General features: G+C 51.4%; 19 protein-coding genes and 1 tRNA gene. 10 read left to right on the forward strand and 10 right to left on the reverse strand.

What is annotated here, in order from left to right:
• Positions 1-3: 3 nt before the first annotated feature.
• Positions 4-384, forward strand: a complete 381-nt coding sequence (locus AYJ59_RS05370) for a diacylglycerol kinase (protein WP_029938481.1) — start codon at positions 4-6, stop codon at positions 382-384.
• 69 nt (positions 385-453) lie between these two features.
• On the opposite strand, the gene gshB is transcribed toward AYJ59_RS05370, so the two are convergent.
• The 4 genes from gshB to mutS all read right to left on the reverse strand — a co-directional run bounded on the left by gshB (position 454) and on the right by mutS (position 6,062).
• Complete coding sequence (gene gshB, locus AYJ59_RS05375; RefSeq protein ID WP_127119480.1) at positions 454-1,500, reverse strand: glutathione synthase; 1,047 nt, start codon at positions 1,498-1,500, stop codon at positions 454-456.
• A gap of 201 nt (positions 1,501-1,701) precedes the next feature.
• Complete coding sequence (locus AYJ59_RS05380; protein ID WP_127119481.1) at positions 1,702-2,556, reverse strand: DUF5718 family protein; 855 nt, start codon at positions 2,554-2,556, stop codon at positions 1,702-1,704.
• 14 nt (positions 2,557-2,570) lie between these two features.
• A complete protein-coding gene (locus AYJ59_RS05385; RefSeq protein WP_206197907.1) occupies positions 2,571-3,434 on the reverse strand; it encodes a tetratricopeptide repeat protein in 864 nt (287 codons plus the stop codon).
• A 6-nt stretch (positions 3,435-3,440) separates the two neighbouring features.
• Positions 3,441-6,062, reverse strand: a complete 2,622-nt coding sequence (gene mutS / locus AYJ59_RS05390) for a DNA mismatch repair protein MutS (RefSeq protein ID WP_127119483.1) — start codon at positions 6,060-6,062, stop codon at positions 3,441-3,443.
• Positions 6,063-6,247: 185 nt separating this feature from the next.
• Here mutS and AYJ59_RS05395 point away from each other — a divergent pair, with 185 nt between their 5' ends.
• From AYJ59_RS05395 to AYJ59_RS05425, 7 genes are all read left to right on the forward strand, one after another.
• Entirely contained in the window at positions 6,248-6,748 is a 501-nt protein-coding gene (locus AYJ59_RS05395) for a CinA family protein (RefSeq protein WP_127119484.1), read from the forward strand.
• A gap of 256 nt (positions 6,749-7,004) precedes the next feature.
• Positions 7,005-8,042 (forward strand): recombinase RecA, encoded by a 1,038-nt coding sequence (recA, locus tag AYJ59_RS05400; RefSeq protein WP_029938475.1) that lies wholly within the window; start codon positions 7,005-7,007, stop codon positions 8,040-8,042.
• Positions 8,043-8,067: 25 nt separating this feature from the next.
• Positions 8,068-8,553 (forward strand): regulatory protein RecX, encoded by a 486-nt coding sequence (locus AYJ59_RS05405; RefSeq protein ID WP_237260379.1) that lies wholly within the window; start codon positions 8,068-8,070, stop codon positions 8,551-8,553.
• A gap of 200 nt (positions 8,554-8,753) precedes the next feature.
• Positions 8,754-11,348 (forward strand): alanine--tRNA ligase, encoded by a 2,595-nt coding sequence (gene alaS / locus AYJ59_RS05410; protein WP_127119485.1) that lies wholly within the window; start codon positions 8,754-8,756, stop codon positions 11,346-11,348.
• Positions 11,349-11,721: 373 nt separating this feature from the next.
• Complete coding sequence (locus AYJ59_RS05415) at positions 11,722-12,948, forward strand: aspartate kinase (RefSeq protein ID WP_029938472.1); 1,227 nt, start codon at positions 11,722-11,724, stop codon at positions 12,946-12,948.
• 169 nt (positions 12,949-13,117) lie between these two features.
• Entirely contained in the window at positions 13,118-13,339 is a 222-nt protein-coding gene (csrA, locus tag AYJ59_RS05420) for a carbon storage regulator CsrA (RefSeq protein WP_029938471.1), read from the forward strand.
• 120 nt (positions 13,340-13,459) lie between these two features.
• Positions 13,460-13,552: transfer RNA gene (locus tag AYJ59_RS05425), tRNA-Ser, on the forward strand.
• Between the two features lie 76 nt (positions 13,553-13,628).
• Here AYJ59_RS05425 and AYJ59_RS05430 read toward each other — a convergent pair.
• The 5 genes from AYJ59_RS05430 to AYJ59_RS05450 form a co-directional block, all read right to left on the reverse strand.
• Positions 13,629-15,203 (reverse strand): GGDEF domain-containing protein, encoded by a 1,575-nt coding sequence (locus AYJ59_RS05430; protein ID WP_127119486.1) that lies wholly within the window; start codon positions 15,201-15,203, stop codon positions 13,629-13,631.
• A gap of 176 nt (positions 15,204-15,379) precedes the next feature.
• A complete protein-coding gene (locus AYJ59_RS05435; protein WP_237260380.1) occupies positions 15,380-16,120 on the reverse strand; it encodes a DUF481 domain-containing protein in 741 nt (246 codons plus the stop codon).
• A gap of 47 nt (positions 16,121-16,167) precedes the next feature.
• Positions 16,168-17,001, reverse strand: coding sequence for a mechanosensitive ion channel family protein (locus AYJ59_RS05440; protein WP_127119487.1), 834 nt, complete (start codon positions 16,999-17,001; stop codon positions 16,168-16,170).
• A gap of 120 nt (positions 17,002-17,121) precedes the next feature.
• The gene (locus AYJ59_RS05445; protein WP_127119488.1) at positions 17,122-18,396 is read right to left on the reverse strand and encodes a 6-phosphofructokinase; all 1,275 of its coding nucleotides are present in this window, start codon (positions 18,394-18,396) and stop codon (positions 17,122-17,124) included.
• Positions 18,397-18,453: 57 nt separating this feature from the next.
• Entirely contained in the window at positions 18,454-19,602 is a 1,149-nt protein-coding gene (locus AYJ59_RS05450) for a ribonuclease D (protein ID WP_127119489.1), read from the reverse strand.
• Positions 19,603-19,772: 170 nt separating this feature from the next.
• On the opposite strand from AYJ59_RS05450, the gene mpl reads away from it, so the two are divergent.
• Together mpl and AYJ59_RS05460 are read left to right on the forward strand one after the other, a co-directional pair.
• Positions 19,773-21,149: a UDP-N-acetylmuramate:L-alanyl-gamma-D-glutamyl-meso-diaminopimelate ligase gene (mpl, locus tag AYJ59_RS05455; protein WP_127119490.1), complete on the forward strand. Its 1,377-nt coding sequence runs from the start codon at positions 19,773-19,775 to the stop codon at positions 21,147-21,149.
• 57 nt (positions 21,150-21,206) lie between these two features.
• Positions 21,207-22,226 (forward strand): GGDEF domain-containing protein, encoded by a 1,020-nt coding sequence (locus AYJ59_RS05460; RefSeq protein WP_029938464.1) that lies wholly within the window; start codon positions 21,207-21,209, stop codon positions 22,224-22,226.
• Between the two features lie 121 nt (positions 22,227-22,347).
• Here AYJ59_RS05460 and AYJ59_RS05465 read toward each other — a convergent pair whose 3' ends face one another.
• Complete coding sequence (locus AYJ59_RS05465) at positions 22,348-22,893, reverse strand: elongation factor P hydroxylase (RefSeq protein WP_127119491.1); 546 nt, start codon at positions 22,891-22,893, stop codon at positions 22,348-22,350.
• Positions 22,894-22,959 lie beyond the last annotated feature (66 nt).

Genomic DNA, 22,959 nt, shown 5'->3' on the forward strand with positions numbered 1-22,959 from the left:
TGGATGAAGCCCGGGCACAGAGGTTTGGTTCGCATTGTTAAAGCGGCCGGGTATTCCTGGCAAGGCATTAAGGCCTGTTATCAAAACGAAGCGGCGTTCCGGCAGGAGCTGGTGTTATTGGCGGTGTTGACGCCGATTGCCATGTGGCTGTCGAACGATGCGGTGGAGTTTATTCTGTTGATCGGTTCGGTGATTTTGCTATTGGTGGTGGAGTTATTGAATACCGCGGTGGAAATGGTGGTGGATCGTCATGGCCAGGAGTGGCATGAGTTGTCCGGTTTGGCCAAAGACATGGGCTCGGCGGCGGTGTTTGTGATGATGGGGTTGTGCCTGTTGGTTTGGTCGACGCTGATTATCTCGCACCTGAATTGGAGCCTGTTTTAGCGAAATCCGCAATACTGGCCAGGCCTGGCCAGTATTGCGGATTTGCGCTTGAATGGTCGGCTGACCGAATTATTCGTTCGTATCGGATTGGCGAAATTCACTGAGGCGTTTCAGCAGGAATTCCAGCTCCGCACGTTTCTCTTCCTTTTCGTGGACTTTTTCCTCGATGAAATCGACCACGTTCTTATGCAGTTTCAGCTTATTCAGCGCATTGATGTTGGTAATGCCGCCCGGATTCAATACATTCACTTCTAGAATCTTGTCGCCGATCATATCGACACCGACGAAATAAAGACCGTCGGCCGCCAATTTCGGCCCGATTTTGCGGCAGATCGCCATTTGCGATTCGGTCATTTTGTATTTGTGTGCCGTCCCGCCGACCTGAATATTGGCGCGCACGTCGCCTTCCGGCGGTTTGCGGTTGTAAGCACCGATGAATTTACCGTTGAGCATCAGCACGCGCACGTCGCCTTCTTCCGCACCTTCGATGTATTCCTGCACGATGACGTAGCTTTTATCCTGCGTGTGGATGTAAAAGTCCAGAATGGAATTGATACTGGTCTGGGCGTTTTTCTCCAGCACAATAACGCCGTGCCCGCCGGAGGCGTTCAGCGGTTTTAAAATGACCTTGTCGCCCGGCATTTCGTCAATCATCTGGCGAATGTATTCCTTGTTTTTGGACACATGGGTAATCGGCAAGAAGCTGTTGTTCGGGTCGTTGAAGGTGGTGGTGTACAGCTTATTGTTGGCTTTGCGGATGCCGTCGATGTCGTTGATGATGACGACTTCGTTTTTGACCGAGTCGAGGAAGTTGTACACCATCGAATCGATTGGCGGATCGCGGCGAACCATAATCGCATCCAACCCGTGTAACGGCATCATTTTCTGTTCGAATTTGACCTTCTTGTAGAACTGCAAGATGTTGTCGGGAATCTTCTCCATTGGCAGGATGCGTTTCACGTAACCATGGGTAACGTTGTTGCGCACCGTTAGATTGCTTGGGTACAGGATGGACACCTTATGGCCGCGTTCCAGGCATTCTTTGATGATGCGGATGGTGGAGTTTTTAGCCGGGGTGATGGTGTTCCAGTCTTCAAAGATAAAACCGATGTTCATAGTGACGTCCTCAAGATTCGGGGCGATGTTTAGGCGGTTTCCGGGCGACGTGCCCAGTCCGGGAATCGCCGGGGGAGTTTCGGCGGTCTTGTGGCGAATTTTGACGGCTTTTGAGGGAAAAGTAAACCTTAAAATCGGTTTGCGAAACGCTTTTTTAAAAACGCCCAGGCCTGGGCGTTTTCGGGAAATGGGCTTGGGGCGTTATTCGGTGTCGGTGACCGACTGAATCAGGGCCGACCCTTTAAAGTCCGTCGGCAAGATATCGTTTTTGAAGTAGGTTTCCACTTCGGCTTCGCTGACGGCATTTTTGTCGTACACAAAGACGCCGATGCGGTCGCCGGCTTTCAAATAACCGGTTTCACCGAACGGTGTATAACGCGTCGCACCGAGAGTGACGATGATTTGCTTCGGATGCCCGGCTTGCGCCAGCATCGGCGATAACTGTTCCAAGGGTCCAAAATCGGTCTGTTGGTTGAAGGTTTTCACCATCCAGTCTTTCAAGGTACGGTAAAAATAGTTGTACCCCAATACCGGGCTGTCCATGCCGTAAGCTTCGACGTCGTCGGCACGCTTTAGAAAGGAAGTGATGTGATAGTGGTCGAGAATGCCGCCGTTTTCGAAACGGTCGATTTCCACCCATTGGTTGGAAATGCCGGTGCAGGATTCGCCCCAGTTTTTCTTCTGGCTGATCTTACTGGCGTTGGGGCGGCGGATGGAGCAATCGTTGAACGCCGAAAAAGCCTTGGCATTCAATTGGGTGATGTCACCATCGTCGTTGTAAAGCACATCGAACAGCACACAGATTTCCGGTTCCATTTGCACGTTGATCGGGTGCGAGAAATCGGCCTGGATGCGTTCGTTGGAGAGCGGATAGGTGCCGAGAAAAGACGGATGGCCGGGAATGTAAATCGGGAACATGCCTTTGGGCGCCTTGTCGTCTTCGGTTTTGACCTCGACGAAGTCAGCGTCTTCACCGGCTTGGTTCAAGTGTTCGGCAAAGTTGCCGGCAATGCCGAATACGGGGGTTTGTCGTAGGGTTTCCTGTGTCAGTGTCATGTGTCGTTTAGCCTTTAAAACAGTAGGTTTTGCAGTTTACGGCGATAGGCGTTGACCAGCTGAGGGTGTTCTTGATGCAGCAGGTCGAAAATTTCCAGCAGAGTGGTTTTGGCGATGCCGTCGCGGAAGTCGCGATCCACGGTGAAGAGTTTCAATAAACAGTTCATGGCCTCTTCCACTTGCTGGTGCAGCATCAAGTAACCGGCTAGGTGATACAGTGCTTCCGGGTCGTTCGGATTGGCTTGCAGGTTTTTCTGCACGGTTTCGATGTCCGGTGCTTCGGCCACCATTTGGCTGAACTTGAACAGGGCCAGCAGGGATTTGCCTTCGTCGGACTCTTTGGCTTCGTCCGGCAATTTTTCCAGTAATTGCTTCGCCTCGTCCACATGGCCGCGTTGAAAGTACATCTTCGCCAGGTCGAGGTGAATTCGATAGTTATTGGGGTTGGCTTGTGAGGCCTGGCCCAGCAGTTGCATGGCGCGGTCGTAATCGCCTTCGGCAAAGGCTTGTTGCGCCTGGGCACGCAGGTCTTCGGACTCGTCCGGCTTGAGATAGGGTTTCAGGGCTTCTTGGAAGGCGGATAACGGCTGGCCGCCTTGCAGTTCTTCCACCACATGGCCTTGGTGAAAAATCTTGAAGCTGGGAATGCTGCGAATTTGGAAATGGTTCGCCAGCTCTTCCTGTTCTTCGGTATTGATTTTCGCTAGGATGAATTGTCCGGCCAAGTCTTTGGCCAATTTTTCCAGCATCGGCATCACTTGTTTACACGGGCCGCACCAAGGTGCCCAAAAGTCCACCAGCACCGGGACATGCATGGAGTTGTTTACCACCATTTCATTGAAATTTTCTTGGGTGACGTCAATAATCATCGCTTCCATAATCGGTTATCCTCGAAACTCTTTTACGATATCGGTCAATTCATATAATTTATCCAGCGCTTTTCTGGGGGTGAGGTCGTCGACTTTCAAGTCTCCCAGCTCGTCCAGCAAGGCTTCGATTTCTTTCGGGTTGGCCGGTCCGGCCGCAAACAGGTCGAACTGTTGTACAGGCGTTTCATCTGCGCCGGAGGCGGTGACCGAGTGTCCGCTTTGCGCCGCGGTTTGATTTTCCAGACGATGCAGGTGAGTTTTCGCTTTTCGAATCACCTCATTCGGCACCCCAGCCAAAGCGGCGACTTGCAAACCGTAACTTTGCGATGCCGGACCTTCCTGCACTTGGTGCATAAAGACGATTTTGTCCTGATGTTCGATGGCATTCAGGTGAATGTTGACGGTGTTGTTGAACTGTTCCGCCAAGGTGGTCAACTCGAAATAATGGGTCGCGAACAAGCAGTAACCCTGAATGCTTTGCGCCATTTGCTCGGCAATGGCCCAAGCCAGCGCCAAGCCGTCGAAAGTGGAGGTTCCCCGGCCGACTTCGTCCATCAGGATCAAGGATTCCGGCGTAGCGTGGTGTAGGATATTGGCGGTTTCGGTCATTTCCACCATAAAGGTCGAACGCCCGGACGTCAGGTCATCCGACGCCCCGATGCGGGTGAAAATGCGGTCGATGGGTCCTAATGTCGCCGATTCCGCCGGGACGAAACTGCCCATGTAGGCCATGATGGCAATCAACGCGGTCTGGCGCATGAAGGTGGATTTACCGCCCATGTTCGGTCCGGTGATGATCTGCAGGCGACGGGTGTCGTCGAAACAGGTATCGTTGGGGATAAACGGTTGGTCGGACAAGGCTTCGACCGTCAAATGGCGACCTTGTTGAATATCCAATCCGGGTTCGTCGGTCAGAACCGGGCGGGTTAAATTTAGGGCAATGGCCTGACGGGCCAGCGCATTGAGCACATCGGTTTCCGCCAATGCGGCGGCGGTTTGTTGCAAGGGTTTCAAGTCCTCGTTGAGGCGCTCCAATAATTGCTGGTACAACCATTTTTCGCGTGCCAAGGCTTTTTCGTTGGCACTGAGGACTTTGTCTTCAAAGCCTTTCAGTTCGGGTGTGATGTAACGTTCCTGGGCTTTCAAGGTTTGGCGGCGGACGTATTCAGCCGGCACTTTGTCGGACTGTTGTTTGCTGACTTCGATGTAATAACCGTGTACACGGTTGTAACCGACTTTCAGGGTTTGAATACCGGTGCGTTCTTTTTCACGTTCTTCCAATGCCAGTAGATAATCTCCGGCTTCGTTTTTCAAGTTGCGCAGTTCGTCGAGTTCGGCATCGTAACCTTCATCGAAAACGCCGCCATCACGCATGACCATGGGCGGATTTTCCACCAGCGCTTTATCCAGTTGTGCGGCCAGTTCCGGATATTCGCCAAGGCGCTGGGCGATGTGTTGCCATTTTTCGGCGGCTTGATTGGCCAGTAAGGCTTGCAGTTCCGGCAACTGGTTGAGGGAACGGCCAAGGTGCAATAGGTCGCGGGGGCGGGCGGAATAAAGCGAGACCCGGCTGAGAATACGTTCCAAATCCCCGATAGGCTTTAGAATCTGGTGGAAATCGTCGGTGCTGTGTTGCGCAATCAAATCCTCGATGGCGTCCAGACGGGCGTTGAGGATGTCGCGATTGCGCAACGGCTGATTCAGCCAGCGGTTCATTAAACGACTGCCCATGGCGGTGGTGGCGTTATCGAGAATCGAAAACAGTGTATGGTGTTTGCCACCGTTGAGGTTGGTGTCCAGTTCCAGGTTGCGTCGGCTCATGGCGTCCAGCACTAAAGCATCGTCGGTGCGGTAGGTTTGCAGGCTGAACACATGCTCTAAGTCGCTTTGCAGCATGGCGCGGGCGTAATGCAAAATGGTACCGGTAGCCGCAATGACGGTCGGTAGCTGTTCACAACCGAACGCCAACAAGTCCTGGGTGCCGAAGTGGTCGGTCAGGCGTTTTCGGCAGGCATCGACGTCAAAGTGCCACGCCGGATAACGCACCAGGCCTGGGCGTTTTTGAACCGCTTCCGGCAGGTTCTGTTCCAGCAACGGGTCGTCGGGCAAAATGATTTCCGCCGGTTTCAGGCGCTCGACTTCGGCGGCCAGTTGTACGCCATCGTCAAGCTGGGTGGCTTCGAAACGGCCGCTGGCCACATCCAGATAGGCCAAGCCGTAGACGCCGTCGACTTCGGTGATGGCTGCCAGCAGGTTTTCCGACTTGTCTTCCAGGAGTGCGTCTTCCACTAAAGTGCCTGGGGTGATGATGCGCACCACCTTACGTTCGACCGGGCCTTTGGATGTCGCCGGGTCGCCGATTTGTTCGCAAATGGCGACGGATTCGCCGAGTTTGACCAGCTTGGCGAGATAGCCGTCCGCAGAATGGTGCGGAATCCCCGCCATCGGAATCGGTTGGCCGCCGGATTTGCCGCGTGCGGTGAGGGTGATTTCCAGTAGCTCGGCGGCTTTGACGGCATCGTCATAAAAGAGTTCGTAAAAATCGCCCATGCGATAGAACAGCAAATGGCCTGGGTGCTCGTCTTTAACCGCCAGGTATTGTTGCATCATGGGAGTGTGGGTGGTTTTTTCGGCCATAGTCGTTTGCGGTCGGTTCCGGTTGGTTGATGTTTCCGTAGGAGGTTCGTTGGGCGAATATTTTAGCGGAAATGCCATGTGTGAATGGCAGAAAGTGAGATTTCGCCAGCGTCGCCACTGTAAAAAATGTGTAAAAAAAGGTATGCTAATCGATAAAAGACTTTCTATCAATAAGGAGCCCTTTAATGATGAGCCGTTCGAGCCTTGAAACCTTGGTGGCCGAGGTGGGCGACGCCCTGAAGAAACACGATAAATTGATCGTGACGGCGGAGTCGTGTACCGGTGGATTGATTGCCGAGGCCTTGACCAGTGTGGCCGGCAGTACTGCCTGGTTTGATCGGGCGTTTGTGACCTACAGCTATGAATCGAAACATGAGATGCTGGGGGTGAAGGAAGTGACCTTACAGCACAAGGGCGCGGTCAGCCAGGAATGTGTCGAGGAAATGGTCATTGGGGCTCTGCAGGAATCGCACGCCGCCATCAGCATTGCCTGTAGTGGCATTGCCGGGCCGGGTGGCGGCACGCCGGATAAGCCGGTGGGAACGGTGTGGATTTCCTGGGCGATGCAAGGGCATGACGAAATCGTCTCTAAACTGTACCATTTTGACGGTGACCGCAATGCGGTTCGGCTGGCCTGTACGGTCGAGGCCCTGCAAGGCGTGCTGCGCCTGCTGAGTGAAGGCTGAGCGTTCAGGTACCCGATTTTTAATGGATTTTTCAATGAATCTCGCGGGTGACGAAAGCCGATAAAAAAGGTGTCAAATCCACGGAATTATGGGATAATCATGCCCCAATAAAATTTCAACCTTTGCCTTTGTTTTTTTTCGAAAACCGCGTTTACGGAAAAAAGTGGAGCAAGGGTTTTTTAATGTAATTTGAATGGTTCTGAAGTCGGCCCCGGCGGTCTTCGGTATCGGATGTAACGAAAAAACGGTGATGTTAATGGATGAGAATAAGCGTAAAGCGCTCGAGGCGGCGTTAGGACAAATTGAAAAACAATTTGGTAAAGGCTCCATCATGCGCATGGGCGACCAAGGTGTCGCGCGTGACATTGACGCCGTTTCGACCGGTTCTCTGGGCTTGGACATCGCCTTAGGAATCGGTGGTTTGCCGCGTGGCCGTGTTGTTGAAATTTACGGCCCGGAATCTTCCGGTAAAACCACGTTAACGTTGCATGCCATTGCCGAGATGCAAAAAGCGGGCGGTACCGCGGCTTTCGTGGATGCCGAGCACGCTTTGGATCCGATTTACGCCCAGAAGTTGGGCGTGGACGTCGATAACCTGTTGGTGTCGCAACCGGATACCGGTGAACAGGCTTTGGAAATCACCGATTCCTTGGTGCGTTCCGGTGCCGTCGATATTGTGATTGTCGATTCGGTCGCGGCCTTGACGCCGAAAGCGGAAATTGAAGGTGACATGGGGGATTCCCACATGGGCTTACAGGCCCGTTTGATGTCGCAGGCGTTGCGTAAGCTGACCGCCAATATCAAACGCACCAATACGCTGGTCATCTTCATCAACCAGATTCGTATGAAAATCGGCGTGATGTTCGGTAACCCGGAAACCACCACCGGTGGTAACGCCTTGAAATTCTACTCGTCGGTGCGTTTGGACATTCGCCGTATCGGTGCGATTAAGAAAGGCGAAGAGATTTTGGGGAATGAGACCCGCGTGAAAGTGGTGAAAAACAAGGTTTCCCCGCCGTTCAAACAAGTGGAATTTGATATTCTGTACGGCCAAGGGATTTCCCGCGAAGGCGAAATCATCGACTTGGGCGTGAAGGAAAAATTGATTGAGAAAGCCGGTGCCTGGTACAGCTATGAAGGGCAAAAAATCGGCCAAGGTAAAGACAATGTCCGTCAGTTCTTGAAAGAGAATCCGGAGATTTCCGAAACCCTTCAAAAAGAATTGAAAGAGCGTTTGATGCCGAAACCGACGTCATCGAAATCGGCTTCGGAAGGGGATGAAGCCGAAGCCTGAACGGTGACGGGAGGCTCAGCGACGAATGAACCTATTGGAATCGGACGACGCTCAAATATTGGCTCAGGAAATGGAATCGCGTGCGGTGTATTTATTATCGCAGCGAGAACATGGCCGTAAGGAGCTGGCGTACAAGTTGTCGCAGAAGTTTCCGCAATCTGAAGATTACCCAGGCCTGGTTGATATTGTGTTGGATAAATGCGAAGACCAGCGCTGGCTGTCGGATGAGCGTTATGTCGAAGCCTATGTTCGGCAGGCGATGGAAAAGGAGCAGGGGCCTTATAAAATCAAACAGGCCTTGCAGATGCGTACGGACCGACAGGATTTAGTAGAAGCGTATCTGGCGATGGAGGATTCCGATTGGGCGGACATTGCCGCTTCGGCGTTGGAACGAAAATACGGTGACACCGCCAAGCCCACGCAGGCCAAAGAGCAGGCTCGGCGGATGCGTTTTCTGCAGTCGCGAGGCTTTTCCCAATCCCAGATTTGGAAAGCTTTTCGCAACGACTGAGACGGTAGCAAGCTGACAATCAAACATAAACACGATAATAATACGGCCGAGACGGAACCGTCTGGCCAGCAGGCACTTTGAACAGATGAATCCCAAGTCGGGCAGGACGCTCGGCGTTTGTGGAATGGCTCTCATCGGGTGCGTGTGAAGTGGAACTTGAATTTTAGACCCGATTTTTGACTTTTAGGAACTTTATTTATATGACCAGCGCAGAACTCAGAAAAGCGTTTTTAGACTTTTTTGTAAAGCAAGGCCATACCGCCGTGCACTCCAGCCCTGTCGTGCCCGGTAACGATCCGACATTGTTGTTCACCAATGCCGGGATGGTGCAGTTCAAAGAAACCTTTTTGGGCCAGGAAACCCGTGATTACTCGCGTGCGACCAGCGTGCAACGCTGTATTCGTGCCGGGGGCAAGCATAACGACTTGGAAAACGTCGGTTACACCGCGCGCCACCATACCTTTTTTGAGATGCTGGGGAATTTCAGTTTCGGCGATTACTTCAAGCGCGAAGCCATTCAGTATGCCTGGCAGTTCCTGACCGAAGAATTGGGTTTACCGGAAGACAAACTCTGGGTCACGGTGTTTGAAGAAGATCAGGAAGCCGAAGACATCTGGTTGAAAGACATGGGCGTCAGTGCCGAGCGCTTCTCACGTTGCGGAGCCAAGGACAACTTCTGGTCAATGGGTGACACCGGGCCATGCGGACCTTGTTCGGAAATTTTCTATGACCACGGTCCGGATGTGGCTGGTGGGCCTCCAGGCTCGCCGGATGAAGACGGTGACCGTTACATTGAAATCTGGAACCTGGTGTTCATGCAATTCGACCGTTCCGAAGACGGCACTTTGACGCCGTTACCGAAGCCGTCGGTGGATACCGGTATGGGCTTGGAACGCTTGGCGGCGGTGATGCAGAAGGTGCACAACAATTACGACATCGACTTGTTCCAGGCGATTGTTGCCAAAGCGGCTGAGTTGACCGGCGAAAAAGACCTGACCAACAGTTCCTTGCGCGTGATTGCCGACCATATCCGTTCTTGTGCTTTTATGATTGTCGATGGTGTGTTGCCCTCGAATGAAGGCCGCGGTTATGTGTTGCGCCGTATTATCCGTCGCGCGATTCGCCACGGTTACAAACTGGGTCAAAAAGACGTTTTCTTCTATCGTCTGGTGCCGACCTTGGTCGAACAGATGGGTGAAGCCTATCCGGAGTTGGTGAAAGAACAGGCCAACGTTGAGCGTGCCTTGAAATTGGAAGAGGAGCGTTTTGCTGAAACTCTGGAAAACGGCATGAAAATCCTGGAAGACGATATTGCACAATTGGATGGCACAGTCATTAGCGGGTCAACCGCGTTTAAATTGTACGACACTTATGGTTTTCCGTTGGATTTGACCGCAGATGTGGCGCGTGAACGCCAGTTGTCAGTGGATGAAGCCGGGTTTGAAAAAGAAATGGAAGCGCAGCGTGCCCGTGCCCGTTCGGCCAGTAATTTTGCTTCGCAAGGCCAGCATAAAGTCGATTACAACGAACCGACCGAATTTGCCGGTTACCATCAGGACGAAGCTAATGCTAAAGTCATGGCGATTTTCGCCGGTCAGGAATCGGTAGAGCGCTTGGCCGAAGGGCAAGAGGGGATTGTCATTCTCGATACGACGCCTTTTTATGCCGAGTCCGGTGGTCAGGTCGGCGACCAGGGCAGCTTGACCGAAGGCATGAACAGTTTCCATGTGGATGGCTGTCAGAAACAGGGCGGCACTTTCCTGCACATCGGTAAGGTGACGGCCGGAGCGATCAGTGTCGGTCAAACGATTCACGCACATATCGACACCAAGGCTCGCCGTGCTTCGGAACGCAACCACTCGGCCACGCATTTGTTGCATGCCGCCTTGCGTCAAGTCTTGGGCACGCACGTTGGCCAAAAAGGTTCTTTGGTGCAACCGGAAAGACTGCGTTTCGACTTCTCGCATTTCGAACCGATTTCCGCGGAACAGTTATTGGAAATCGAGCGTTTGGTGAACCATAACATTATGCTGAACGCCGACGTGCAGATGGAAGAAATGGACATCGAAGCGGCTAAGGCAAAAGGCGCCATGGCGTTGTTCGGTGAAAAATACGGTGATGTGGTACGCGTCGTTGATATGGGGGATTTCTCCATTGAGCTGTGCGGCGGTACTCACGTCAACTCAACCGGTGAAATTGGGCCTTTCCGCATTACGTCGGAAAGCGGCATTGCTTCCGGTGTTCGCCGTATCGAAGCGGTGACCGGGGAAGCCGCTTGGCAAACCATTTACGATACCGAGCAGGTGTTGTTGGACATCGCCGGACGTTTGAAAACCGATAAAGCCCAAGTGGATGCCAAAGTGACGCAATTGGTCAACGACCAGAAAGAACTGGAAAAGCAGTTGAAGCAGTTGCAGTCGAAAATGGCCTCTTCGCAAGGGGATGATTTGGCGAGTGCCGTCGAGAAGGTGGGTGAGGTCAATGTCTTGGCCGCTCAATTGGAAGGGGCCGATGTCAATACCTTACGTGAAACGCTGGATAAGCTGAAAGATAAACTGGAACCGGCCGCCATTGTTTTGGCCGCCGTGGACGGCGAAAAAGTCAGTTTGGTGGCGGGCGTGAGTAAAGCCCTGACGTCGCAATGGAAAGCCGGCGAATTGGTGAATCACGTGGCGCAACAAGTCGGCGGTAAAGGCGGCGGGCGTCCGGATATGGCGCAGGCCGGCGGTAAAGATCCGAGCAAATTAAAGGAAGCCTTGACTTCCGTAAAAGAGTGGGTGGCGAGCAAAGCTTAACCCGAGTGTTTCATAAATTTTCACTGAGATTGCGCTGAGCATTGGTTTCACAAGACAATTTTCGAAGAAGTGTCCTATCGACGATTACGACCGACTGAGAAAATATGGCTTGTGGCATCAAGGAGCAAGCAAGGTCTGTGAAAATTTATGGAATATTCGGGTTGGTATCGGCCAGGCCTGGTCGAAAACGGCAAAGGCGCCGTTACCCTTGGTTTCAATCAATAATCCTATCCGAATCGTTCGATAAGCGACGAATCCTTCAAGACTAACCGCACATGGCGTTTTGCCCTGTGCGGTTTTTTGACTTGAGGCAAGACGATTTACGGCGGTAAGGTAGGCAGAACATGGTTTCGTTAAGAAGGCAAAATCATACATGGCATTAATTGTTCAAAAATATGGTGGGACGTCGGTCGGGAATGTCGAGCGTATCCAGAATGTCGCGAAAAAAGTCGCGAAATTCGTGGACGAAGGGCATCAGGTCGTTGTTGCGGTCTCCGCCATGAGTGGAGAAACAAACCGGCTGACCGCGCTGGCACATGAAATTCAAGAGCAGCCTTCCCGTCGGGAAATGGACGTGTTGCTGACAACGGGGGAGCAGGTCACCATTGCGTTGCTGAGCATGGCGTTGCAGCAGAATGGTTACGATGCCGTTTCCTATACCGGCTGGCAAGTGCCGATTATGACCAACGACATTCATTCCAAAGCGCGTATCGAGGAAATCGACTCCGATAAGATCAAGTCGCAATTGAATCAAGGTAAGGTCGTTGTGGTCGCCGGTTTTCAAGGTGTGACACCGGACGGCGATATTACGACGCTGGGACGGGGCGGCTCCGACACTACGGCCGTGGCTCTGGCCGCGGCTTTACAGGCGGATGAGTGCCAGATTTACACCGATGTGGATGGGGTTTATACCACCGACCCGCGTGTGGTGCCGGAAGCCAAACGGTTGGATGTGGTCACCTTCGATGAAATGTTGGAACTCGCCAGTTTAGGCGCGAAGGTATTACAGATTCGCTCGGTGGAATTCGCCAGCAAATATAAAGTGCCGTTACGCGTCTTGTCGTCTATGAAAGAAGGGGGTGGGACTCTTCTCATCTCGGAAGAAGATTTTGAGGATTTAGATATGGAAAAACCTTTAATATCCGGCATTGCCTTCAGCCGTGATGAAGCGAAATTGATGGTGTTGGGCGTGCCGGACAAGCCGGGCGTGGCCTTCCAGATTTTGGGGCCGATTTCCGATGCCAATATCGAAATCGATATGATTATCCAAAACCAGAGTGTCGATGGCACCACCGATTTCACCTTTACCGTGGCACGCGGTGACTTGCATGCCGCCAAACAGGTGTTGGAAAAGCATGCGATGGAATTGGGCGCACGCGAGATTATCTGTGATGATACCATCGCGAAATTGTCGATGGTCGGAGTGGGCATGAAGTCGCATTCCGGTATCGCCAGCACCATGTTTAAAACCCTGGCGGATCATGACATCAATATCCAAATGATCGGAACCACGGAAATCAAAATTTCGGTGGTGATTGGTGAGGAATATTTGGAGGAAGCGGTTCAGGCGCTACATGCCGCTTTTGAACTGGATAAGTAATCCAGTGTTTGTTTTAAAGAAACCCGGTTTATCCGGGTTTTTTATTGCTTGAAATAAGTAAACTTTATTAGTCTGGGTTTATCATAGTGATAAGAAATATAAATAGAATTTGGGGTTTAATAAGTTTAAACTATAGCCTTTGAAACATGCATAACAAAGGGATTGAGTCATGCTGGTATTAACACGACGTGTTGGAGAAACACTCATCATTGGCGATAACATCAAACTGACTGTGGTGGGCTTGAAAAGTGGCCAGGTGCGTCTGGGAATTGAAGCGCCGAAAGAAGTTCAAATCCAGCGCGAAGAATTGCTGCTCAAAGAAAAAGACGTTCAGGAAAAGCCGTCGGAAGCCGCGCCGGTTGTCGAAGCCAAGATTGCGGCCGCAGAGTGATTCGAACGCATTTAAAAAATTGACGTCAATCCGCCAAACTCTGTTTACAAGCACCTTAAATCAAGGTATCATACGCGCCACAAACAGCAGGATTAAAGTTCTTTTAATCCAAATCGATACGGTGAAATGGCCGAGAGGCTGAAGGCGCTCCCCTGCTAAGGGAGTATGGGGTTTGTAGCTCCATCGAGGGTTCGAATCCCTCTTTCACCGCCATTTTTCTTTATTTAAATTCCTTTTAGACGCTTTATTTTCGGTCCATACATCTGTATCTGGTGGTGTCGCTACGCTGTTAAGCGATGGAAATTTGATTACGTCCGCTCGACTTGGCATGATAAAGAGCCTGATCGGCTTTATGCCAAAATGTTTCCAATTCGCCTTCGGCTAAGGCAATGCCGATGCTGGCGGTGATGGAAAACTCGGTCCGGCTATTCGGACATTGAATAATCGAATTTTGGATGTTTTTTAGAATTTGCTGTGCAACGCTTTCCGCTTCCTCCAAATTGGTATCCACCAACAATATCGCGAATTCTTCGCCCCCGAGACGAGCGACGATGTCATGTTTTCGTCGGTTCGCTGAAATGATCTTCGCCAAGTTGATTAAAGCGGCGTCACCGGCCGGGTGACCATAATTGTCGTTGATGCGTTTGAAGTTATCGATGTCGAGCATCAGAAAACTGCAGGACGAGCCATTTCGGCGCGCTTGGCTGAGCACATAGGCCGATTTTTCCAGTAGTCCACGGCGGTTTTTGACTTGTGTGAGTTGATCGATGACGGTCAGTTCTTCTAACTGTCGGTTGGTTTTTTTCAGCTCAAGCGATAACTTATGAAACTTGATAATGACCAGGCCTGCAATCAATAAAAGTATAGCACTGGCCAACGCGATTTTAAGCGCCAAGGTGTAGTCGGTTTTTTGATGTTCCTTGAACAGGAAGCCGTCCAAATCGGTGTCGGCGGCGGTCATGTTCAGTTGACGGTAGCTGTCGGCGATAAACTGCCAACGGCCCGGGTTCATGTGGCCGATTTGAACCAGCTCGGGCATGATAAGCTTTTTGAGGGTTTGGGCTTCAAATTGCAGATGGTCAAGAGTCTTTTGCGGAGCGTATTTTTGATGGATGAGTTGGACGGTTTCGTCGATATGTTTTAGGGCATACTCCCAGCCTTGTAAAGTGGCGTTAATAAAGCGGCTGACCTGTTCCGGGTTGTTGTTCACTTTTTGTTCGCTGGTAATGAGCACATCGCTGTAAAAGTTGATGCCGTAGTCTCTGGGGTTGATGATATTGTAGTCGACGCCTTTCTGTGTGAGGAAGTAGGGCTCGTTGGAGATGTAGCCATCGTAGGCGTCGGCTTTTCCGTCAATCAGGTCTTCAATGCGGTAGCTGGTGTTTTGGATGTTGAGTTTTTCTCGGGGGATGCCTTCGCTTTCCAGCATGGTCAATAATTCGGCGCTTTCCGGCGGTGGCATGATGAGCAGTTTGCGTCCGGCCATATCATGTGGGCTGCGGATATGGGAGGATTTTAAGGTAATCCACACAATCGGAGAGGTCTGCATAATGGCAGCCAAAGCCACCACCGGTTTGCCTTCCATTCGGTCGATGACGACGCCGGAACCGGTGATGGCGTAATCGACTTTGCCGCTTAATACATCATCAATCGGTTTCAAGGCGTGCGGCCCGCCGGCGATCAATTCGACATTCAAACCTTGTTCGGCGTAATAGCCTTTTTCCAACGCGATATAGTAGCCGGCGAACTGAAATTGGTGCAGCCAGCGCAATTGCACTTTAACGGTTTCGGAAGCGAAGATTGAAGCGCTTAACGTCATCAAAAGGAAAAAGGAGAACAAGCGCTTAACGGAAGGCGGATTCATTTTCTGGTCTTTGTCTATAGGATTTGTTTATATCGCTTGTTCTTAATACTAGAGTAATTTGTAAGGTAATACAAAATATATTTCATAGAGTTTGTTTCAACTCTGGTTGAATGATGATTATGAAGACATAAAAAAACCGGGAAAGTCCCGGTTTTTTATTTTCAGCGATGAGCGACTTAGAAGTCGTACATCAAGGTCAACATTGTTTCGGTGTCGTCTTTTTTCTTGCCGGTGGCCGGGTTGTCGTTGTGACGGTATTGGTAGTTGAGTTTCAGGTTAAGGTTACCGTTGAGTTTGACTTTCAGGCCGGTGTTGCTTTCGTATTTGGTTTGCTTTTCACCGGTGAAGACCGTCAGGTTCTGCAAGAAACGAACGTTGGCGTTGAAGCTGTATTCGAAATTACCGTAAAGCTTTCCAATCAACTGTGAAAAGTCTTTCTCACCACTGTCTTTGGTGTAATCCTGGGTTTGGTTACCGATACCGGCTTCACCTGTTAGAACCAAGTCCTGTTCTTTAATGAAGTTGTAACCCAGACCGACCAGGGTGTAGGTGTTCAGTTCGATGTCTTCGAAGCGGTTGTTTTCTGCGCGGAACTGCCCGAAGCCGTATGCTTTTTGGTAGTCGGAGAAATACAGGTTACCTTGCAGGTCGCCCACATAACGTTCTTCGGTTCGGTTACCGTCTTCTTTTTTATTGGACGCGTCGATTTTGGCTTTCAACTTGTACATTTCTTGGGTGTAATCAAGCTTCAAGGAAGCGTAAAGCGCTTCGGTATTGGTGTTACCGGTGGTTTCGGAATAACCGGCTTCACCGGAGCCGTGAAGCCCTTTGTCAGTTTTGGCTTCGGCCGCCATAACTTGGTTAGCGGCAAACAGTGATGAAAGGGTTAAGAGGGCGAGAGTGTTTTTCGTCGTCATGTCGTTTATTACCTTAATACTTTAATTCTGAATTCGTAAATCAATGATTATTTTGATTCGGCTTCCTGGCCATGCAGGTGCACATCCATTTGTGGGTAAGGGATGCCGATACCGGCCTCGTCAAAGGCGTGTTTGACCTTTTCGTTCATGTCCCATTTCAGACTCCAGTAATCGCCGGACTTTACCCAAGGGCGCACTATGAAATTGATGCTGGAGTCTGCCAACTCGGAAAGAGCAATGGTTGGAGCCGGGTCTTGCAAGACGCGTTCGTCCGATTCGACTAAATCCGTCAGGATTTGTTTGGCCTGCTTGATGTCATCATCGTAACCGATACCGAATACCATATCGACACGACGGGTTTCGCGCGCCGAATAGTTGGTGATGGTGCCTTTATAGATATTGCCGTTCGGGATGATGACCTCGCGGTTATCACCGGTGCGGAAGGTGGAGCTGAAAATGCCCACGCTCTCGACGACACCGGCGGTGCCTGCGGCTTCGACATAGTTGCCGACCTTAAACGGTTTGAACACAATCAACATGACGCCGGAAGCAAAGTTTTGCAAGGAGTCTTTCAATGCCAAACCGATCGCCAAACCGGCGGCACCGATTAAGGCGACCAGTGATGTGGTGTCGACGCCCAGCTGGCTCAAGGAGGCGATGATAATGAACAGCAGCAGGACAGCGTTCAGAATCGACATGATGAAATTAATCAGCATGTCGTCCATTTTGGCGCGGCTGAGTAGGCGCTGTACGATGCCGGAAACCAGTTTAGAGGCCCAGCGACCGACAAAGAAAATAACCAGGGCCAGAACGATATTCGTTCCCCATTCGATGCCGTAGGTTTCCCATAGGTTTTTCAAATCAATGTTTGAGAAGTCCATAAATTTACTTCCTGATAAAAATGAGTCTTATTTTTGTAAAAGTGCAACGGGCGCTATTTTAAAAGAATTGTGATGGTTTTTGGTTGAAATTGGCCAGGCCTGGCCAATTTTTCAGTTTGTTTATTTAACGGCTTTGTATTTGGGGAGTTGTTGTTCGACCAGCTCGAAGTGCATCGGGTAAATGTCCGGTAAACCGTTGCGGTATTGGATGTGCCGTTCGCCTTTGATGAGCGGTAGCAGGTAATCGATGGCGGCGGGTGTGATGTCCATGCCGTCTTCGGTAAGGAATTCGTCCGGAACCGATTTTTCCAAATCGGCCACCTCAAACAAGTCGACGTTTTTGTAACGCCACACCAAGGGTTGGGTGTCGATGACTTCAATCACCGGCAAGACGCCGTGTTTTCCGTCGAGTGCCGCTTGAACCGCGGCTTTACCGGCCCGGTAAGCCATTTCCCAATCGGTCTGGGATACCAGATGGCTGGCGGAACGTTGCAAATAATCGGGCACGGCGCTGTGGGTTTTGCAGTTGAAGGTATTCGCCACCAGGCCGGACAAGGTGTGGGCTACACCGCCCAGTTGGGTGTAATCGTTGTTATGGGTGTGTTCGACATTCTCGATGGAAATGTAATTGCCGTCCGTATCCATCAAGCCTTCGGAAACGATGCAGACACAATAGCCTTTGGTGTCGATCAGGTGTTGAACACGGTCCAGGAATTTGCTGCGTTCGAAAGAGCGTTCGGCGGGCAGAATCAACAACGGCACGTCCGGCATGGCGGTTTTGATGAGCCCGCCGGCGATGGTCAACCAGCCCACATTACGCCCCATGGCCTCCAGTGCAAAGAATTTGGTGGAGGTGTTGTGCATGGAAAACAGGTCCATCGTCGCTTCCAGCAAACTGGTGGCAATGTATTTAGCGGCACTGCCGAAGCCCGGGCTACAGTGCGAGAGTGCCAGGTCGTTATCGATGGTTTTCGCCACACCGATACAAGTGACGGGATGGCCGTGGGCCGAGCAGTAGTCGGCCACTTTTTGGGCAGTGACCATGGAGCCGTTGCCGCCGTTGTAGAAAAAGTAGCCGATGTCGTAAGTACGGAAGACTTCCAGCACACGCTGGTATTGGCCGGGGTTTTCGTCGATGCCGTCAAGGTCGAAACGACACGCTTGAAAGGCTGCACCGGGCTGGGTTTTCAAACGATCCAACGTGTCTTCGCTGAAACGGGAAGCATCGGTCAAGCGTTCTTCCAGTACGCCGACGATGCCATTGATGGCGGCGTAGACTTTACCGAATTTTTCCGGGTGGCGTTTCACCATTTCGATGACACCTGCAGCACTGGCGTTAATGACGGCGGTGACGCCACCGGCTTGTGCGTAAATGACATTTCTCGGGTGCGACATAGACTGCGATCCTTTCACGTTTTCGATATGAAATGATTATAAGAGATATAACGTAATTTATGGGGTGAAAGTTTTTTGAATGAGGCGTTGGTTGTCACACGTCAATCCGATATTACCCTTCAAAAAGTCCGAAAAAGGCTGGCCGAACAGGGTCTGACGCCAACCGGCAAGGTGGGTTTCCGGTTGACGAATCAGGCGGAGTAAATCGGCTTTTCCGGCGATATTCGGTGGGTTAATGTGGTAGTCCTGAGCCACTTGTTGCAATAAAGCAAAACCGATGTTGATGAAAATATCTTCCTGTGGCGTGGCCGGAGCCGGTTTATTGGGCGCTTCCGGCCAGGCATCAGGGTTGGCAAAAACGTCGTCGATAATCTCAATCCATTCATCACCAAAATTTTTTACCGAGGACGCTTTGATATTCGGAACTTTGTATAAGGCTTCGCGCGCTTTCGGTGGGCGTTTGGCAATGGCCACCAACGCGTCGTCCGACAGCACCCAGCGCTTGGGCTTGTTATGATTGATGGCGTAGAGTTCGCGCCATTCGGCTAAACGGTAGGCGATGGCCTGGGCTTTGCGCGGCAGTTTTTGCACCGCTTTGATTTTGTCGGCGGCGTTTTCCGGGGCGAGGCGGTAAAGGTCTTCATTCAGCAGGGCTTCGAAGTCTTCGGTTAAGGCCGCTTGTTGCGCCTCGGTGAGCTTGTCGAGATAGCGCTCGTATAACGGGGCCAGATAACGCACGTCGTTGATGGCGTATTCCAGTTGCTTATCGGTCAGTGGCCGTCGGCTCCAATCGGTTCGGGTCTGGTCTTTTTCCAGTTCGATATCGAGTTCGGCTTTAATGACTTTGGCCAGGCCTGCCAGGTCGCCGTATCCGAGAAAAACACCGGCGATTTGGGTGTCGTAAATCGCCACCGGCATCCGGCCGGAAACTTGATACAATACTTCGATGTCCTGACGGGCGGAGTGGAAGACCGTTCGGATGTTCGGGTTCTCCAGTAATTGCCACAACGGTTCGAGTGCGTCGAATGCCATCGGGTCGATGATGGCGGCGTGACCGGAACGGCTTTGGATTTGAATCAAGCACAGTTTCGGGAAATAGGTATCGGTACGCACGAATTCCGTGTCGATGGCGAACCAGCCGTCGGCTTCGATAAGCTCGCAGAAAGCCGATAAATCCGCCTGGGTATCAATAAAGGTATAGGTCATAAATTCAGTTTAAGAGGTTGTTTGTCGTTCGGCAAGCAAAAGCATTGCTTTTTCAAAAATCTTCAATAAGATAACCAAATGCCGCAAAGATTGTTAAAAAATTTACTCCTACGGCCGTTAAGCTGTTTAGGGATGCAGTCTTTCAAGCTGGCATTCGACAGGGAGTGTACTTGAAAGTTCATATTTTAGGTATTGCCGGAACCTTCATGGGCGGAATCGCCCAGCTGGCAAAAAGCATGGGGTTCGATGTTTCCGGTTCGGATCAGGCCATTTACCCGCCGATGAGTACGCAATTGGAGCAGGCCGGCATTGATGTCTCCAATTACGACGACAATTTTCTCGCCCGCGAGCCGGAGACGGTGGTCATCGGAAACGCTTTGAGCCGCGGTCACCCTGCGGTGGAACAAACGCTCAATGCACAGCAATTCTATACGTCCGGCCCGCAGTGGCTGGCGGAAAATATTCTGAAAGACCGTTGGGTGGTGGCCGTCGCCGGGACTCACGGCAAGACCACAACCGCTTCGATGGTGGCCTGGATTTTGGACGATGCCGGTTTGGCGCCCGGGTTTTTAATCGGCGGCGTGCCGGAAAATTTCGGGGTGTCCGCGCGTTTGGGCGATGCACCGTTTTTTGTGGTCGAGGCGGATGAATACGACACGGCGTTTTTCGATAAGCGCTCCAAGTTCGTGCATTATCATCCAAGAACCTGTGTGCTGAATAACCTGGAATTCGATCACGCCGATATCTTCGATAACCTGGCCGCCATTCAGAAACAGTTTCATCATTTGGTACGAACGGTGCCGGGGAACGGCATGATTATCCACCCCAAGGCCGAGGTCGCGATTGACGATGTCTTGGCGCAAGGATGCTGGACGCCACTGGAATCGCAGGGCGAAAGCGGTTCTCAAGCCGATTGGCATTATGAATTGAAAGAAGCCGATGGCTCGGTGTTCGAGGTGTTTTTCCAGGGCGAGTCCTGCGGCGAAGTGCGCTGGGGCATGACCGGGCGGCATAATGTACAGAACGGTTTGAGTGCGATTGCCGCTGCACGCCATTGTGGCGTGCCGGTGACCGAGTGTGTCGAGGCTTTGAGCCGATTTGCGGGGGTTCGCCGCCGCATGACGCATTTGGGTGAGGCGAAAGGCATTGCGGTGTATGATGATTTCGCCCATCATCCGACGGCCATCGCCACTACGTTGGACGGCGCGCGAGCGCAAATGCAAGCTGAAGGCCAAAACGGCCGCTTAATTGCGGTATTTGAACCGCGCTCCAATACCATGCGAATGGGAATTCACCGCTCGACCTTGCCAAAAGCCTTTTCGCAAGCGGATGCGGTTTACGCCTTTGTTGACCCGGCCTGGCAATGGCGCTTGGAGACCGACGCCTTTGACTGCCCGGTGATGGTTGAGGAATCTTATGAGACTTTATTGAAACGGTTGGTGTCGGAGCTTCGTCCGGGCGACCGGGTTGTGGTGATGAGCAACGGCAGTTTTGGTGGGATTCACCACCGTTTATTGGATGCACTATCGGAGCGGGTCGAAGCCTGAAAACACGGATGTTTTTATCGGCTTTGGTTCATGGGTTAATCTAAGGGAAGAAAAGGTATGAATCATCAGATTGTCGCGCGGAAGGCGATAGAACATCTCACCAAAAACGATATCGAACCGACGCCGGTCACGTTCAGTATTTGGTTTTTATATTATCTCGGTGAGAACAAAGCCTTGATTGCCCGGATGAAGTCGTTTCTGTCGACCGGACAGCCAATCTCCGACGCGTCCTATGAAAAACTGTATGAAGTGTATGTGTTGAAGGAGCATTTCCGGGAAAGTCTCGGCATTAACCGCAACACCACTCAAATCATCGACAAAGCCAATGACCTGAAGAAAAAAATCTACGATTTCGTGGAAAGCGTGCGTTCGCACCAGAATACCTTGGGTGACATGCGGGAAAGTCTGACCATCGCGGAAACCCGCGAAGCCATCGAAATTATTCTGTCCGAAGCGGTCATGGAACTGAAGACCATCGAATCCAGTTCGTTGGAAACCACTTTATGGATGCAAAAGAACGTCAAATCGCTGGAAAACGTCCAGAACGAAGTCATCGAAATCGAGCAGAACATGAGCCGTGATTTCCTGACCGGATTGCCGGACAAAAGTTATTTCAAAAAGACGTTGGGGCAGTTCCTCAAAGAATCCATGTCCGGCGTCATTTCCAAACGTCATTTCATCGTTTTCGACATCAAGAACCTGGATTCGTATAACCGGGAGTTTTCTTGGTTGCTGGGCGACAGCATCATCCGCTTGGTAGTGAAAATCATCCAGTCGGAAACCGAAGAAAGTTGGCAGATGATGCGCTTGCAGGAAGATGAATTCGCAGTCTTCCCACCGGCATCTTTTCCGATTCACCAGATTCCCGATTACATCGAAACCATCCGTAAAGTGGTCAACAGTAAAAAACTGGTGGTGAAAGACAAGCAACAGGAAATCAAGAACATCGAATTGAACGCCGTGATTGTCAAGGTTGCGGTGTACGACGATATCGAAACCATCGACCGGAAAATTTCTACCGGTTTGGCGCAGGTGAGCGATGGCAAACACGGTTCCGTCGTCAAGATTGAAGAGTAGCCAAGGAGGCGCGTGACGTGATGTGGGCGTTACTGGAGGTCGGGTTACTGTTGCTGCTGGTCTTGGTGATTGTCTGGGCGGTGGTGCCACGCCGTAAGAAATGACTCAAAAATAACCTGCTTCAGCCAACCCGCGATAAATCGAATTCCGACGTCTGTAATGTCAGGCCTGGTCGATAATGCCGCAATAGGATATTTGACCAGGCCTGGGCATCTTCGGGTAATCCATCCGATAAATACACCAAGACCTGGCGTTGAACGTTTGTTTTAAACGTTTTCGACGCACCGACGCCGCCACTGAGGTTATCCGCACTGAACACGAACGGAAAACCGGCGGAGACGGAAAAAATCCATTCCAGCGCCTGTGGTTTGATTTCCACTCGTTCAAACTCCGCCTGTTGTTCGGCGCTTCGTCCATCCGGTTGGTACCAATAGCCGAAATCTTCCAGTAAACGTCGCTCCGGCCCGGCAATGCACCAGTGCGCGATTTCATGCAAGGCCGATGCAAAGAAGCCGTGTGCGAAGATAATGCGATGATGAGGGTGTGACGCATCGGCCGGGCGGTAAATCGGTTCCGGTTCGCAACAGACCAGCTCGGTATTCCGGGAGGGAATGAAGTTGGCATTGAACAGTTCGATGAGGGTTTCTATCTGAAAATTCGATGACATCTCGAAACGGTTGGGACCACTGAGCTTGAGAAAGGAAGACGCCGGTCAAAAACCGGCGCAATGGAA

Origin of the sequence: Thiomicrospira sp. S5 (assembly GCF_003991075.1) — a bacterium.
GTDB classification, from domain to species: Bacteria; Pseudomonadota; Gammaproteobacteria; order Thiomicrospirales; family Thiomicrospiraceae; genus Hydrogenovibrio; species Hydrogenovibrio thermophilus.